15 protein-coding genes are annotated in these 16,164 nt (G+C 41.3%); 6 read left to right on the forward strand and 9 right to left on the reverse strand.

Annotation, left to right across the window (positions count from 1 at the left end; genetic code table 11):
* Positions 1-115 precede the first annotated feature (115 nt).
* Positions 116-676 (forward strand): hypothetical protein, encoded by a 561-nt coding sequence (locus ACSC9N_RS01835; protein WP_058870379.1) that lies wholly within the window; start codon positions 116-118, stop codon positions 674-676.
* Positions 677-895: 219 nt separating this feature from the next.
* Here the strand turns inward: ACSC9N_RS01835 and ACSC9N_RS01840 are convergent, their stop codons facing one another.
* Positions 896-1,228 (reverse strand): HopJ type III effector protein, encoded by a 333-nt coding sequence (locus tag ACSC9N_RS01840; protein WP_291389283.1) that lies wholly within the window; start codon positions 1,226-1,228, stop codon positions 896-898.
* Between the two features lie 389 nt (positions 1,229-1,617).
* Here ACSC9N_RS01840 and crcB point away from each other — a divergent pair, with 389 nt between their 5' ends.
* Positions 1,618-1,995: a fluoride efflux transporter CrcB gene (crcB, locus tag ACSC9N_RS01845; protein WP_004691408.1), complete on the forward strand. Its 378-nt coding sequence runs from the start codon at positions 1,618-1,620 to the stop codon at positions 1,993-1,995.
* A 121-nt stretch (positions 1,996-2,116) separates the two neighbouring features.
* Here the strand turns inward: crcB and ACSC9N_RS01850 are convergent, their stop codons facing one another.
* On the reverse strand, positions 2,117-2,371 hold the full coding sequence (locus tag ACSC9N_RS01850) for a type B 50S ribosomal protein L31 (protein WP_004691406.1): 255 nt from the start codon (positions 2,369-2,371) through the stop codon (positions 2,117-2,119).
* Between the two features lie 129 nt (positions 2,372-2,500).
* Positions 2,501-3,799, reverse strand: coding sequence for an ABC1 kinase family protein (locus ACSC9N_RS01855; RefSeq protein ID WP_184118004.1), 1,299 nt, complete (start codon positions 3,797-3,799; stop codon positions 2,501-2,503).
* 193 nt (positions 3,800-3,992) lie between these two features.
* On the opposite strand from ACSC9N_RS01855, the gene ACSC9N_RS01860 reads away from it, so the two are divergent.
* The gene (locus tag ACSC9N_RS01860) at positions 3,993-4,202 is read left to right on the forward strand and encodes a DUF1737 domain-containing protein (protein ID WP_004691402.1); all 210 of its coding nucleotides are present in this window, start codon (positions 3,993-3,995) and stop codon (positions 4,200-4,202) included.
* 55 nt (positions 4,203-4,257) lie between these two features.
* On the opposite strand, the gene ACSC9N_RS01865 is transcribed toward ACSC9N_RS01860, so the two are convergent.
* Entirely contained in the window at positions 4,258-5,559 is a 1,302-nt protein-coding gene (locus ACSC9N_RS01865) for an MATE family efflux transporter (protein WP_184118015.1), read from the reverse strand.
* Between the two features lie 101 nt (positions 5,560-5,660).
* Complete coding sequence (locus ACSC9N_RS01870; RefSeq protein ID WP_131230683.1) at positions 5,661-6,122, reverse strand: DMT family transporter; 462 nt, start codon at positions 6,120-6,122, stop codon at positions 5,661-5,663.
* A 124-nt stretch (positions 6,123-6,246) separates the two neighbouring features.
* Here ACSC9N_RS01870 and hemW point away from each other — a divergent pair, with 124 nt between their 5' ends.
* Entirely contained in the window at positions 6,247-7,401 is a 1,155-nt protein-coding gene (gene hemW / locus ACSC9N_RS01875; RefSeq protein WP_131230681.1) for a radical SAM family heme chaperone HemW, read from the forward strand.
* 78 nt (positions 7,402-7,479) lie between these two features.
* Here the strand turns inward: hemW and ACSC9N_RS01880 are convergent, their stop codons facing one another.
* Complete coding sequence (locus ACSC9N_RS01880; protein ID WP_281199382.1) at positions 7,480-8,109, reverse strand: hypothetical protein; 630 nt, start codon at positions 8,107-8,109, stop codon at positions 7,480-7,482.
* Positions 8,110-8,763: 654 nt separating this feature from the next.
* On the opposite strand from ACSC9N_RS01880, the gene hchA reads away from it, so the two are divergent.
* On the forward strand, positions 8,764-9,633 hold the full coding sequence (gene hchA / locus ACSC9N_RS01885) for a glyoxalase III HchA (RefSeq protein ID WP_281199383.1): 870 nt from the start codon (positions 8,764-8,766) through the stop codon (positions 9,631-9,633).
* Between the two features lie 124 nt (positions 9,634-9,757).
* On the opposite strand, the gene ACSC9N_RS01890 is transcribed toward hchA, so the two are convergent.
* Together ACSC9N_RS01890 and ACSC9N_RS01895 are read right to left on the reverse strand one after the other, a co-directional pair.
* A complete protein-coding gene (locus tag ACSC9N_RS01890) occupies positions 9,758-10,519 on the reverse strand; it encodes a substrate-binding domain-containing protein (RefSeq protein WP_281199384.1) in 762 nt (253 codons plus the stop codon).
* A gap of 340 nt (positions 10,520-10,859) precedes the next feature.
* The gene (locus ACSC9N_RS01895) at positions 10,860-12,683 is read right to left on the reverse strand and encodes an acyl-CoA dehydrogenase C-terminal domain-containing protein (protein ID WP_078389970.1); all 1,824 of its coding nucleotides are present in this window, start codon (positions 12,681-12,683) and stop codon (positions 10,860-10,862) included.
* A gap of 231 nt (positions 12,684-12,914) precedes the next feature.
* Here ACSC9N_RS01895 and ACSC9N_RS01900 point away from each other — a divergent pair, with 231 nt between their 5' ends.
* Positions 12,915-15,332, forward strand: coding sequence for a hypothetical protein (locus tag ACSC9N_RS01900; RefSeq protein WP_281199386.1), 2,418 nt, complete (start codon positions 12,915-12,917; stop codon positions 15,330-15,332).
* Positions 15,333-15,375: 43 nt separating this feature from the next.
* Here the strand turns inward: ACSC9N_RS01900 and aroE are convergent, their stop codons facing one another.
* On the reverse strand, positions 15,376-16,164 hold the full coding sequence (aroE, locus tag ACSC9N_RS01905; protein WP_281199387.1) for a shikimate dehydrogenase: 789 nt from the start codon (positions 16,162-16,164) through the stop codon (positions 15,376-15,378).

Genomic DNA, 16,164 nt, shown 5'->3' on the forward strand with positions numbered 1-16,164 from the left:
GTAGACTGCATAATTCGTTCACAATGTTACTAAGTTCATAAGCTTCTTTTCAGGAAACTGGACTAAGATGAAAATTGGTTGATATTTTCCTAGGTCGATGGGAATGAGGTTTGCAATGAAATCTAAATTTATCCTGCTTAGTTTACTCAGCAGTTTGCTGTTGCCCATCAGTGCAAGTGCCACGGTAGATTACAACATTGCCAAAGGTTTAGCGCCGACCTCTAAAGATCAATCGATTTCGGTATTGAAACCGTTTAAAGGTGATTTTCGAATTTTAGGTTCTAAAATGTATTCGGATGATGCACAAGCTAAATTCTCTCCGATTGACTACGCCGTGAGTTGGGGCTTGTTTGCTGAACCTGAAATTGCACGCCATATTACCGTGAATCAATACGACCGTTATCTCAACTGGAAAATTGATCGTTTGCCTGTGCCTGCCGAGCAAGCCATGCAAATGGTGTCAAATATGCACATCATTCCAGCCAACCCTGAAATTGCTAAACAAATTAAACACGTGAAACGTGGTGATTTGGTCCGTTTAAAAGGTGAGTTGGTTGAAATTAAAGACAAAGATATGGTCTGGACCTCATCCTTAACCCCGACCGATACGGGCGATGGAGCATGTGAAGTATTTCGGGTCAGCTCAATCCAATGGATCGAACGGGTAAAGGGGTAATGTGGAAGTAGCGCTGAGTTACTTCAGCGTGCTGTTTTAATGTTTTATAGCTGATTAACACCCATATGAAGTCTTGCTCCACGTGAAACCTACTTGTCAAATCTGTGGATGCTTATAGGTGTATCAATGTTAATAGTGTTTATAAATGTCTGATAATAAAATTAATATTGTATTTGTTTAAAACCACGTTCAAGTTGCTTGAACGTGGTTTTTTTATCTTTATTTTGCAGTTAATGCCGTACCATCAAATTCAATACCATCCCATCCATTCAACATGAACTGACGAATATTTTGATGATCTGTTGCATCAGGTGTGGCTAAAACAGAAGCATAGTGTTCTGCAAATAGGCTTAAAGTTTGCGTTTGATTGAGACCTTGAAGTTGTGCAAACGAAAACACTTTTGCGCTGCCTTGGTTTTCAGTTGCCGCATTGTGCTGCAAACCATTTTTAAATGCGGTTGGTGTATATGTATAGGCTGCTTCAATAAAAGCCAATACATCTGAAAATTTTGCTTCGCCCGCTGCAAGCTGAGCCAATAATACCTGTGCCATGCGTCTATTTCCGACTAAATTTATATCCACATCATACCCAAAAATTGTATGTTTGGGAGTTTTTGCCTGAGAGAAAACCGTCTGTTTTGCATGAAGAACGAGTGCTAGTAATTTTGGGAATCTATGTTGTATTGGTAATAGAACACAGCAGGGGTGAAGTGAGGATATCTGGTGATGTTGGGTTCAATATCCAATGTAAAGCATGTGTTAGTTTGAATGCTAATGTTCACTATTGATAGTGAGACAAGAAGATATATAAGGATCAACAACCGATGTTGAAAAACCTTGAAGTGCGAGGATTGATTCAGGTTTAATAGCGTTATAGTTGATGAACTGTGGATAACTTTGGACTTATCCATACCGCATTTTGTAAAGAATAGGATAGGTCAATGAATTGGATCTTGGTGGCAATGGGGGGCGGAATAGGTGCCTGTTTACGCTACGGTGCAGGATTGTGGTTGTTTAAACCGAGTATGAGTTTTCCATGGCCGACATGGTGGATCAACATCATCGGTTGTTTTGCTGCGGGTATTTTCTTTGCTTTTAGCCAGAAGTTTCCAGTACTGCAACAAGAAGCACGTTTATTTTTGATGGTGGGCATATTGGGCGGTTTTACGACATTTTCGAGTTTTGGCCTCGAAACTTTTCAGTTATTTAGACAGGGACAAACTGTACTGGCTTTGAGTTACGCCCTGTCGAGCTTAGTGGTGGGTGTCATCGTGCTTGGGATCGGATTTTATCTGTTGGATAGTGTGCTTAAACATTAAGAAAAAAGTTGGTCAAAATAGGAACCAGAAAAGAACGCATAAAAAAGAAGCCTAAGCTGGAGGAGGTCTTAGGCTTCTTGATATCTTTACTATAACGCGTATAGCTTAAAGAAAAATGAAATTATTGTGAGCGTTTGAAACGCGCGAAACGTTTATTGAAGCTTGCAACACGACCTTCATTACTGGTTTGACGTTGTTCACCGGTATAAAACGGATGTGAAGCACTTGAGATATCTAAACTGACGTAAGGATAAGTCTTGCCTTCATACTCACGAGTTTGATGACTTTGTAAGGTACTGCCGATCACGAAAAACGCGTCGGCATTGGTGTCGTGGAACAGAACTTCACGATACTCTGGATGAATATTGGCACGCATAGACTTCTCCTTAAATGTATTATTTTGAAATGTTATAATGTAACAATAAGGAAGTCAAAATAAACCCAGTGACTTTATGTAACTGGGTTTATTGAGTTGCAGCGATTTTATCGTGCTCGCAGTCTTTATTTAGGCAGGCGGTGGCACCAACTCTTCAAATAGATCATTGAGGTTGTCGTGCACTTTGAGATGAATCAGGTTCCAATAATGTCCTGAGACTGTGCGATTGACCATTAGTGTATCGGGTGAGGGTTTAAATACATCCCAGTATTTTAGCGATGGTTTGACCAGTTCAATACCATCATGATGCGCTGAGTTCTCAGCAAAGTCATACAAAGTGGTCAGTGGACGCATGAGCACTTCTAACCATGCTTCATACAGTTCGGCAGGGAACTTGCCTTGCTCAGACATCGAGTGCAAAGCAGTCAGTTGCTGTTCCATGGCCAAGATATCACTGTCGCGCGCTGCTTGAATCAGCTGCTTAAAATGCATCACGATTTCAGTCGATAGGGTTTTTACACCGCCGTAGTCATACACGATCACGCTACCATCTTCTCGGAAAGCAAAGTTGCCCGGATGTGGGTCGCAGTGGAAGCGCTTTAAGAAGAAAATTTCACGGCCAATGGCACGAAATAAACGACGCCCCAGTTCATTTCGCGTCTCTTGTGACCATGTACTGGCCGTTTCAATGCTTTCGCCGTGCTCCAAGCTTAAGGTCAAAATATGACGGCTTGAATAGTCTTTGTAGACTTGAGGAATAATAATTTTAGAGTCTAAAGCTTGATGAAAGGTTCTTGCGACCTCTAAGTTTTGGGCTTCTATTTGATAGTTTAGCTCGTTGTCTAAACTGTCCTGAATTTCTTTAAAGAGTTGATCTTGCAGCTTACGGTCAATTTTAAGTACACCCATTAGGCGTAGCGCTAAACGGACTTGTTTTAAGTCGCTTTCACAGGCTTCTTCTACACCCGGATATTGAACTTTAACCACAACTTGCTCACCACTCGGTAAAGTGGCTTTATGTACTTGACCAATGGAGGCTGCGGCAAAGGGTTGTTCATCAAAGGCTGTAAAAATTTGATTGAGCGGCTTGCCGAGTTCTTTTTCAACTTGAGCTTTGATCTCTTGAAAAGGCATCGCAGGCGCTTGACGTTGTAATTTACTAATTGCACGTGCCACTTCAGGCGGGAAAATGTCTTTGTATTGAGATGCAATTTGCCCGACTTTCATCACGGCACCTTTCATTTCACCTAAGGTATCTGCAATTTGAAGTCCAATGTCCTGAAAAAGCTGACTGCGCGCCGCATTTTTTTTATCTTCATCGGCATTGAAGTTTTTAATTGAATTGGTCACAGTTTTGGTTGCGATACTTGCTGTCATGCTGGCAAGTTTCATAAAGCGACGACCGGGCGTACGAGTCGTATTTGCCATGCGATATTCCTCGGGGAATTTTCATTACATCTCAGATTTGATCATAGGCGACAAATGCAAAACTGCCTACTTTAAATTGTTAAGCTGATGTTTCTATTTAAATAATAGTGGTCAGTTGAGTGAATTGCACACAAGATGCTTTTGTATTGAAAAATCGCGTTACACTGTGCGAAAAATTTTGAGTATGAAATAAATGAAAGTTTATCGTTATTTTACAGGCAAGGACGATGTGCATTTTTGTGCGCGTGTCACCAAAGCACTCAATGAAGGTTATAGCCTGTATGGTTCACCCACCATGACCTTTAATGGCAGTGAGGTGATCGTGGGGCAGGTGGTGGTTAAAGACGTTGAGGATGAGAGTGAAGTGCCACAAGGTCTGAAAGACGCTTTGGCACAACAGTAAAATAGCTGGAATAGGAGAAGAGTCTGGCTCCTTCCTATTCTATGCCATGCATGACTTATGGATAGTCCTGACTGAGGCGTTTATTGTTGTTATAAAGTCGGAGCAAGAGCAGGACACATGCCACGCTTAAACCGATAATCAGTCCAATCCAAACACCTGCTGCACCTATGTTGGTGTAGCGCGCCAAATAAATGCTGACAGGAAAGGCCACGATCCAATAGGCAACCATTGTGATCCACATCGGGCCTTTGGTGTCTTGCATGCCGCGTAAGCAGCCTGCGGCACTAATTTGCCAAGCATCCATCAGCTGGTAGGCGAGTGCGAACAGCAGTAAATACATCGCAACTTCCGATACTTCATGATCAGAGGTATAAATCGCCACAATTTCAGGACGAAACAGTGCAATCAGCAGCATGGTCATCAGCGCCAAAACCGTGCCTGTAGCCAGTCCAAGCTTTTGTACCTTGCGCATCGCGATCCAGTTTTTTTCACCATAGTAAGTCCCGACACGAATAGTCAGGGCGATGGCAAGGGACATCGGAATCATAAACAACTGAGAGGTGACCGACATTGCAATCTGATGAGCTGCCACAATGGTTTCACCCAATGGGCTGAGAATAATCGCAGCGGTACTAAAAATACTGACTTCGAAGAAAATAGCTAAGCCAATAGGTAAACCAAGTTTTAAAATACGCTCGATCCAGTAGCGATCCATCTTCTCCCAAGTGCTAAACACTTGAGTTTTTTGATATGCCGAGGCTTTAAAAATATAAGTGGCTAAGGTGAAAAACATGATCCATTGTAAAATAGCAGTGGCAAATCCGCAGCCTGCCGAACCGAGTGCTGGAATCGGGCCGAAACCATACATAAAGACAAAGTTCAGTGGAACCAAAAGAACCAAGGCCGCTAAGCTAATGACGGTCACAGGACGTGGGTGACCAAGTGCTTCAGAATATCCACGCAGTGCTGCATACATAGTCACCGCAGGCATGCCAAAGCCAATGGCATGTAAAAATAGGCTGGCTTTAGGTAGTAAGTTTGCAGGAACACCCATGAGGGACAATAACAGCGGCATGGCTTGTAAAATTAAACCCGCAATGCTCCCCAAAATAAAGGCCACCCACAGGGATTGACGAGCAATAGTGGCGATTTTTTCAGGGGTGCGTGCACCATTGGCTTCTGCCACCAACGGTGTTGTCGCAATCATGATGCCGCTGAACAGCAACATCACTGGTATCCATAAACCAACACCGACGGCAATCGAGGCTAAATCGGTAGGGGATAAATGCCCCGCCATGATGGTATCAATTAACCCGAGACCCGCTTGAGAAAACTGCGTGATCAGGATGGGCAGCATTAACACCAATAACTTTTTTAATTCGAAACGATGGGACGTGATTTTATTTGTAGTCGACACAAAAATTACTCATATTCATCATGTGCTTGGTCTAAATAAATTCAGCGTTGTAAAGTGAGAAGCACACCAATAAAAATTACGACGCCACCAAGTAAACGCTGCCAATTGACAGGGGTTTTTTCGGTACCAAGTAGACCATAGTGGTCAAAAATCATCGAGGTCAGGATTTGTCCAAAAATAACCAAACCTGAAAACGTGAGAAAGCCTAATTTAGGCGCAGTATAGATGCTTATACTGATGGCATAAACCCCTAAGCAACCACCGAGCCATAAGTACCATGGAATATTGGAAAAATCATGTAACTGCGGTTTGTCGACGGGTTGGAGTACAACCAAAAGTACTAAAACGCAGGTACCAATGAAGAAGGATAACAATGCGGCTTGTAGTGGAGAGTAAAAATATTCTCTGAGCTGTGTATTCAGCGCCGTTTGAAAAGTCATAGCAATGCCAATACCAAAGGCCAGTGGTAGCATAAACAGCAAGTGGCTCGATATTTTCATCATTTTAAACCATTCATTCTTCTTGTCTTTTTATCAGTCTAATCCAAATAGACACAGATTTCATAAGTGTCTTGATGCAGTCATGTTAAAATATGCAAGATTACCGCTGTGCTTAAGAGTCTCTTCCTTGACTGATTTACATCCTGCAAATATTCCGTTGTCTTTATATATTCACATGCCGTGGTGTGTGCGTAAGTGTCCCTATTGCGACTTCAACTCACATGCGGTGCCAGATGGCAAACTGTCTTTAGATCTAGAGCAAGAATATTTACATGCTTTGGTGGAAGACTTTAAAACTCAACTCGAGTTTGCTCAAGGGCGTCATATTCATAGTGTGTTTATTGGCGGCGGAACGCCGTCTTTGATTTCAGCACAAGGGTATCAATGGTTATTTGCCCAGTTAAAAGCACTACTGCCCTTTGAGACCGATTGTGAAATTACCTTAGAAGCCAATCCAGGTACAGTCGAACATGACCCTTTTGCCGATTATTTAGCGGCAGGTATCAATCGGTTGTCGATAGGGGTTCAAAGTTTTAATACTGAACATTTGACCAAGTTGGGACGAATTCACAGTAACGCCGATGCGATTTCTGCGATTGGTCTTGCGCGTGATGCAGGCTTTCAGCGAATTAATGTCGACCTCATGCATGGTTTACCTGAGCAAACTTTAGAACAAGCTTTACTGGATTTAAAGCTGGCCGTAGACAATGGTGCAACGCATATTTCATGGTATCAACTCACGATTGAACCGAATACCGTGTTCTTTAGAACCAAGCCTATCTTACCTGTGGACGATGTGCTTGAAGAGATTCAAGCCCAAGGTGAAGCTTATTTAAAAGCGCAGGGTTTTATCAATTATGAAGTTTCGGCATGGCGTAAAGAGCAGCCTTCTGCGCATAATTTGAATTATTGGCAGTTTGGCGACTATTTAGCGATAGGGGCTGGTGCACATGCCAAAGTTACACAGCCAGATGGAGTCTATCGTTTCCAGAAAACTCGTTTACCCAAAGACTATTTGGCTAAAGTTCCTGCGGAGCATGTGCAGTTTAAGCGGATTGAAGCCGACGAACTTCCATTTGAATTTATGATGAATGCTTTGCGTTTAAATACGGGTGTGTCTGCTGAATATTATGCGCAGCGGACAGGTTTGAATCTGGATAGTTTGGCTGAAGCGTTAGACTCACTACGCAGTCGAAAATTAATGGTGGATGATGCCACGCGCTTAGCATGTACCGAGCAGGGGCATATATTTTTAAACTCAGTGTTGGAAGAGTTTATCTAAGTTTTATAAAGCCATGATTGTATGAATTACCATCATGGCTTGAGTGAAGATCTCAAGCCAATTTTTTAACTTGGATGATTACTTAAATGGCATTCGATCAAGCCAAGAATTCCAATTAGTATAACCATCATCAAAGCCGATATATTTCAACATCACCAGTGGGACTAGCATACTGAAATTAGCATAATATTCTGACATTTCGAGTTTTATATATGTTCCATTTATATTTGGCTCACATTCCAATTTTCCATTATGAAATAAAGCATTGCGTAAATGGGTATATGTGGAAACGGATTGTGTTAAATTTTTGACATTGTCTTGAGATATATCAAAGTTATATGGCTTAAGAAATTTTGCAATAGGAGTGGAGACATTCTTTGAATCATAATCATCAAGATGATATCGACTTAATGATTCTAATGCAGAAAAAAGCAGATAATAATTTACATCAATGAAGCTCTCACTGCCTCTAAACGGCTCTATAGATTTAAAAAAAGCACTACGAAAAACTCCTTGGTTTTGGTCATACTCTTTCAATTTATTGAGAGCTTTTTGTATACAATCTTTTCTAGATTCAGGGCTAACTGTATCTCTTAAAATCAGAGACCCAATACCATTTAATCGTCCAATAAAAGTAATTTTTAAGGGATAGTCTTGATCTAATGTTTGATCGGTTTCATGCGGGCGTAAGGGATGGGTAATAATCACATTCTTTTTGATCAATAAAAGATAAGATACCCTGTAAATCAAAAATTAAAATGTGTTGATTTAAAATTTGATTTTCATCTATTTCAAGAAATCCCGTTAAATGATAATGATCTCGATCTGCGGCTAATTTTTTAACTTCTCTATGGTTTTGAGAGCGTGGGATCAGTTTGAAACCCTATAATTCAGCAGTTTTTGTAATTTCATATCCGTAGATGCCATAAGTGATCATTGATTAATCCTGAGTATTTTTAGATTTTTATGGAAGTCTTAAAATTTATAATAAGATGAATTCTATTTAATTTGTACGAATTAGCTTACATCAATTCCCGCTTTTTGCGCCTATACGCCTGCCTGTAAGTTTTTTTAATATAGAATCATAGAGAGCAGGATGCTCCAATAGAATAACAATAAAGATCAGCTCAAGGACGAAGGTACGACAGGAGTCATACCTCAGCACTTAATACGAAAAACACCGACAGGATGTCGGGGTTTTTTATTGTTCAATTTTTTATCTTGTCATACAGGCAAGCTTATATTTACATCTTAAAACAGAGCCACGTTGAAACTTTGTTATGCTGAATAAATGAGCTGTGGTACAGAACTCTAGGTTTCGTAAAACTGAAAATAACCAAGCAATAATAAAGGAGAATCAGCATGGCACAGACCAGCCAAGACCGTAATCCAAGCCCTGATTTAGCTGAAGATAATGCGTTTTTTCCATCACCTTATTCACTTTCCCAATATACCGCCAGTAAAACCGACTTCGATGGAACTGACTATCCAACACCCTATATTGGGCATAAAAAAGTTTTGATGGTCGCAAGCGATGAGCGTTATCTACTGATGAAAAATGGCAAGTTCTTCTCCACAGGCAACCACCCAGTAGAAACTTTACTGCCTATGTATCATTTAGACCGCGCGGGCTTTGACATTGATATTGCTACGTTATCCGGCAATCCAGTTAAACTTGAAATGTGGGCGATGCCCCATGAAGATGCTGTTGTGCCTGCAACATTCCAAAAATACTTAGCCCAATTTAAGAAACCTTTAAAACTGGCAGATGTACTGAAAAACAGTTTAGGTGATGACTCTCCCTATTTGGCTGTCCTTATTCCCGGTGGGCATGGTGCTTTAATTGGTCTACCTGACAGTGAAGACTTAAAAACCTTACTGAAGTGGGCGGTGGCAAAAGATAAATTTGTCATTTCGCTGTGTCATGGGCCAGCAGGCTTATTGGCTGCCGCGGTTAATGAAGCCCCTGAAAACTATATTTTTAAAGGCTATAAAATGTGTGTGTTCCCCGACGCACTCGACCAAGGGGCAAACTTAGACATTGGTTATATGCCGGGGGAATTACCATGGTTGCTGGCAGATCGCTTAGAAAAGTTGAGTGTCGAAGTGGTCAATAAAGAGATGTCGGGACAGTGTATTCAAGACCGTAAGTTAATTACAGGAGATAGTCCTTTGGCATCGAATACCTTGGGTAAAATGGCAGCACAAGCGCTTTTGGCCGAGGTTCAGTAGTTATATTTTCTTCAATCAAGAGCGCCGAGGCGCTCTTTTTTATGTCCAATTTGCTTATTAAAAGTTCGATTTTTTAAGCTTGGAAACTGATCTTGAATGTGGATCAAAGATTAAAATTAAGCACTTATTTGTTCCAACCAAACTGTTTAAAAATCGCATGGCCTTGTGGAGAACTTAAAAACGTAACAAAACTTTTTGTTTCAGGATTTTTTAGACTGTGCTGAGTCAGTGCAACACCTGCATCGCGGTAAATCACCAGTTCAGGTTCGATCGGAATAATTTGCCCAATGTCTGGATTACTGACTCCCCAAATATTAAACACCAACCATGCATCATAGCTGCTGTCCGCTTCCCATGCTTTTTTCGCTGCGCCTGTATTGGGTGCATACATGGCGATATTTTTACGGAATGATTTTGTGAGCTGAATGTTACCTGTTCTACCTGCAATATCTTCCCACATGCCCACTTGGCCTGCGCCATGTGTGACCAAAACTTTAGTGTTTGGTTTGCTTAGGTCTTTAAACCCTTGAATATGTTTGGGATTGCCTTTTCTGACTAAAATGGCAGCAGGGCGTAAGTAGAGTGGCTCAATTGAGTCCTTTACGATTTTGTCAGTAAATACGCTTTCTAAATCAGACATCATGGCTTCAGAACCGCTATAGATGACGTCGGCATCGAGTTTGGCTTTGTCTGCCCATTGTGGCGTAGGGCCAGCGGTTACATGGACATCAACTCCTGTCTTATTTTGAAATTGTTTAGCTGCTTCATGCATCGCTGGTGCTGGCCCACCTGGGCCATAAACATTGATTGCAGCTATAGTATTCATTGATAAAAAGCTCAGCATGAGCGGAAATATATAGTGGCTGAACTTATAGTTTTTTGACATTGTTATTCCCTTTATTGATATTTGTTTTTCTGATGTATTTGAATCTTTATATTATTTTTTCTATTAAATGATTTTTTAAATATAAACGCCATTTTCTTACTTAAATTTAAGTTGTAGAAAGACAGAGCCATGACAAAATTTTTAACGCGCTAACTCTAAAAAACTATCAGGGAGCGTAGAGAACTCTTTTTAACTGTGTAGGGGACGCTTTTACCAAAGTCTAAAGATGAGGCCAGAAAATTGGAGCGACAGCTAAGTTGCTGGGGGAGTTGGATTGTAAGGTCGGACAAGAAATAAAAAGAGCGCCTAGGCGCTCTTTTTATTATTTTGACACTATTAATTAGTAATCAAAGCTAAAGTGTTCAGGTGCTAAAGAAGTCATGGTTTTTGAAGGATTGACCATTGCTTCGGCATGACCTTGGGTACGTGGTAATAAACGTTCGAAATAGAAGTCTGCAACTTTAATTTTCGCTTTATAGAATTCAGCAGATTCTTTGCCATCACCAGAAGCCAATTTTTCTGAAGCGACAGCCGCTTGTTGCGCCCAGAAATACGCCATCATCACATAGCCAGAGAACATCAAGAAATCGACAGAAGCTGAAGATACCACGTCACGGTCTTTACGGGCTGCCAGCATAATGCGAACAGTTAAGGCATTCCACTGCGCACATACTTTGGTTAAGTCCCATGCAAAACGACGCATGTATTTGTTGCGTGCCTGTTGACCACAGAATTTTAAAATTTCAGTGGTGTAGTCGCGAATCACTTTACCTTTAGAGGTCAGAAGTACTTTACGACCAATTAAGTCAAGTGCTTGAACACCTGTTGTGCCTTCATACAATGTCGCAATGCGTGCATCACGTGCAATTTGCTCCATACCCCATTCTTTAATGTAGCCATGACCGCCATAGACTTGCATACCGTGGTTTGCAGCTTCCAAGCCCAATTCAGTTAAGAACCCTTTTAAAATTGGGGTATAGAAACCTAAGTGATCATCATGTGCTTCAAATGCAGCAGTATCGCCACGCTCAAGTGCATCTGCCATTTTGTCTGCAATTTGTGCTGCATAATAAATCATTGAACGACCGCCTTCAGCAATCGCTTTTTGTGTCAGCAACATACGGCGAACGTCAGCGTGATGAATAATGGCATCAGCGACTTTTTCAGGGTCTTTCTTGCCAGAAAGTGCACGCATCGACATACGTTCTTTGGCATATGGAAGTGCGCCTTGGAATGAAAGCTCAGCATGTGCAATACCTTGAATTGCTGTACCGATACGTGCGGTGTTCATGAAGGTGAACATGGCATGTAAGCCTTTGTTTGGCTCACCAATCAAGTAACCGACAGCATTATCAAAGTTCAACACTGCGGTTGCAGAAGCACGAATCCCCATCTTATGTTCAATTGAACCACAGGTCACAGGGTTACGTTCACCAAGGCTACTGTCTGCATTGACCAAGAATTTAGGCACAATGAACAGTGAAATGCCTTTGGTGCCTGCAGGTGCATCTGGAAGACGAGCAAGTACGATGTGAATGATGTTTTCAGTTAAATCTTGCTCACCTGCAGAGATGAAGATTTTGGTGCCTGAGATGTTATAAGTGCCATCGGCATTTAATTCTGCTTTGGTCTTTACTTGACCTAAGTCGGTACCACACTGAGGTTCAGTTAAACACATGGTACCTGACCATGTACCTGCCACTAAGTTCGGCATATACAGATTTTTCTGTTCGTCTGTACCAAACTGTAAAATGGTGTTCATACAGCCGATGCTTAAACCTGGGTACATTTGGAAAGACCAGTTTGCTGTGCCCATCATTTCCGATTTAATCAGATTTAAAGATTGAGGCAGGTTCTGACCGCCAAACTCTTCAGGGAAAGACAAACCTTGCCAGCCACCTTGGACAAACTGGTCATAAGCATCTTTGAAGCCTTTTGGAGTTTTCACTTCACCATTGTCGAAGGTACAACCTTCTTCATCGCCCGATTGGTTTAAAGGAGATAAAATATTTTCACAAAAATCTGCTGCGCCTTCTAAGATCATATCTACCGTATCAGCGTCGGCAGCTTCACCATTCGATAGGGTTTGATAATGTGCAGGATAGTCCAGCACTTCATTCATTAAGAAGCGAATATCATGTAAGGGAGCTTTATATGCAGGCATGTGTGTAATCCTAATTTAGAAATAGTATTGGATTATTTAAATCGATCATTTCATTATTCATACATCGTATCAAAATACATTGATAGATCCGACTTGAGAAAATGTCAGAAAGGCGAATTGGTAGATAAAATCATCAATCTAAAAAGACAGTTCTGTTACACTGACTCGGTGGTCTTTTGATCATGTACTTTTTTAATAAACTATAATTAACTCAGGTTTTCAGCAAGTATTATGCGCTTAAAATATATAACACTTTGTTTATTGGGTTTGAGTATCAGTGGGTGTACTCAGCATGTCATTAAATCCAATGCCTCTTCAGATCAGCAGCTCGGGCAACAAGCCACGCATGGTCTTAATGCCATGTTTGAAAATGCCAGCTATGATTTTAAAGGTCAGTTCTCTATTCAATCTGACTTTAATTTTAATGAGTCCAAGCCAAATTCCAAGTCCAATGCTCAGTCAAATGGGACGAATTTAGATCCAGAGCTGAAAAAACAATTAGATCAGTTATTAAAAAATCAAAAGATTTCCTTTACCACCAAAGAAAAACAAGCCTTATATGATGCACTTGCGCGTGAACAAAATCCGTATGCATCGTTGTATGGCAGTGGAGAATCACGTTCTGCTAAGGTTCAAATCGCAGAGTCTTTGGTAAATTTACTCAATGACTTACAGTTTAGTTATCAAGGTTCTGTGCATTTCCGTCAAAAATTGGCAGCATTGACTTTGCAGTTAAGTTATCAAAAACCAACCCTACAAGTGCAAGCACAGTTGCCGATGGTGGTTGATTTTAATGATTATAAATTTTACACCAACTACTTTGCCTTTATGCCGTTTATGGTGAATCGTGAAAGTCAGGATCGCTTTGCCTATATCGACTTTTCTAAGCATAAAGAAGCATTCAGTAATATCGATTTTAAAAAGTTTGCTGAATATTTGAAGCAGATGAATGCACTGCCATATGCTTTGGCAGAGCCAAATCAGGTGCATAGTGTTGATTTAAGCAAGTCAGAAAAAGAAGCAGGGCTAAGCAAAAAAATTCGCTATATGGGTGACTTAGAAACAGCACAAGTACAATTGGGCTTGTTTGAATACGTCAATAAACTGCACTATACCCAGCAGATACAAGCTTTTGATGCTGAGCGTCTGATTGAAGCATCGGAAGAATCATCAAGTGCCGCGAATGAAGCAATGCAGGCGGAACAAGAAGCAGAGGGTACTGCGACTAGCACTAGTGAAGATCTAGCTCATGAATCACTAGGGCGTGTGACTCAGTTGATTAATCAAAAGGCACATTCACTTAATTTGTATGTGTATGAAGATGTACCAGAAGCTGAGGCGGATGCTCATACTCATGGTGAGGCTGATGATGAATATGATGAAGAAGTGGATGAATATGCCGAAGCTGAGACAGAAGAAACAGAAACTGAAGAATCTGATGCTGTAACATCAAATACCCTGTCTGAAGAAGCTTGCGATGCGCTGATAAACAATAAAAATATTCCAATTGGTAAAGTAACAGTTTGTCGTGACTATCAAGAGATTGATGTACTTGCGCCTAAAGCAGCCAATGAATCTGTAGATGAAGAGACTTTTGGACAAGCAGCGACCAATGTTTTGGAAGAGTTGAAACCACTCTTTAGCGCGTATCAAACAGAACAACTGGTAGATGCACAAAGCTTTAAACAACTTTGGCAAAAACATCAGGCTGAAATTACACCAATCATGGCACAGCTAGGTAGTGAGCGTTCACCGTTTGTGATGGATGTTGGACTGGACCAAAAAGGCCGTGCGCAAAACATGGATTACAACATTGTGATTAGCGATGAGCAAATTGGTAAGCTACAAATTAAGAGCACCAATCAGGTGTTTAATTATGGCAGTGCGAGCGCCATTGACCGTCAAGCTTTAAGAAATGCCAAATCGATTGAGGAAGTGTCTAAAGGTTCACTGTTGGAAAATGTAGTGAAAGGCATGCTGGGCCCGTTAGGTACAGATTCATCAAGTGTAGAGAGCGCATCATCAGGCTCGACAGCTTTATCTCAAGATATTTCTGAATATTATCAGCAGGTTGCACAGAAAAGTTATGCACGTTACCATTCTGAAGTCAAAGCGTACCAAACGGTATTTGCTTTGGTATTTGCCGCTCAGCGTCCAGAGTATATTCGTTACTATAGCTCAGCGACTATCAATGAAATTTCAGAAGTCTATGCTTATGAGTTCCTCGATATTGAGGAACCAAAGGGTGCAGCACTTAAACGTTTGCAGAAACTACGTCAAAAACATGCCTTAGAGCAGGTGCAAGATTTTGATGCGCTGGGCAAATCTGTAGCGAATATAGTTGATGATGCGTTGGAAGATGCAAAAGAAAACCAGCACTGGAAAAATTTGGTGAAGAAATACAAGACCAAACAAGCTGTATTTGCACAGGTTTACCAAGATGAATTTAAGGACATGTATAGTGTAGATTCAGAGCAAACTGTAAAGTTAGCTCAGGCTGCACAAATCTTTGCTAAAGCATTTGCCGATGATTTAAAAGGTCAGCAATCCGAAAAGTCACTTCAGGGTATGACGCTTGAACATATCGACTTCTTTAGCGATTCGACCTATTACGAGACCTATAAAGCCGTACAGAAACACATGAACTAATCTGAAAAAAAGAACCTCTGCGGAGGTTCTTTTTTATTTGTGCTTATAAAAAATCTTTCAGGTTGGGTTTGATGCCATTCCAAATCGAAAAAGATTCAATCGCCTGACCAACCAGCATGCCATAGCCTTCCGAGGTGGGTACGCCGCGAGCTTTGGCTTGATCTAAAAAGGTTGAGGGTTTGCCATAGGCCATTTCATAGGCATGTTGAAACTGGAGTGTTTCTGGCAGAATGAGGGCATCGCCACTTAGGCTGGCAGAAGTTGCGTTAATCACCAAGTCAAACTGACCTTCGAGTGCATCTAAGCCGATGGCTTGTAATTCGGCTTGCGGTACAGCTGTTTTCAAATCGGCAACCAGTTGCTCAGCACGGGCAAGGGTACGATTGGCAATCACAATTTTTTTCACCCCTGCTTGTACCAGTGGATAAATGACGCCACGAGTTGCACCACCTGCACCGATGATCAGTACATCTGTCTGGTCTAAGTTCCAGTCCAACGCATGAATGGCATCGACTAAGCCTTGTCCATCGGTGTTGTCACCATGTAATTGACCATCGATCATCCACAACGTATTGACTGCTTTTGCGATTTTAGCGCGTTCAGTGAGGACTGCGCAGGCGGCAAAGGCTTGTTCTTTAAACGGCACAGTGACATTAAGACCCATGCCACCCTGTGAGAAGAATTCTTGGATGTTGGCGAGGAAGCCATCGAGTGGCACAAGACGTTTACTATAGTTGAGGTCGAGCCCCATTTTTTGTGCAAACGCATGGTGAAGTTCAGGTGAGCGAGACTGCTCAATCGGGTTGCCAATGACAGCGAATTGTTTGTTCAT

Origin of the sequence: Acinetobacter sp. PC34 (assembly GCF_051789135.1) — a bacterium.
Taxonomy (GTDB): Bacteria; Pseudomonadota; Gammaproteobacteria; order Pseudomonadales; family Moraxellaceae; genus Acinetobacter; species Acinetobacter johnsonii.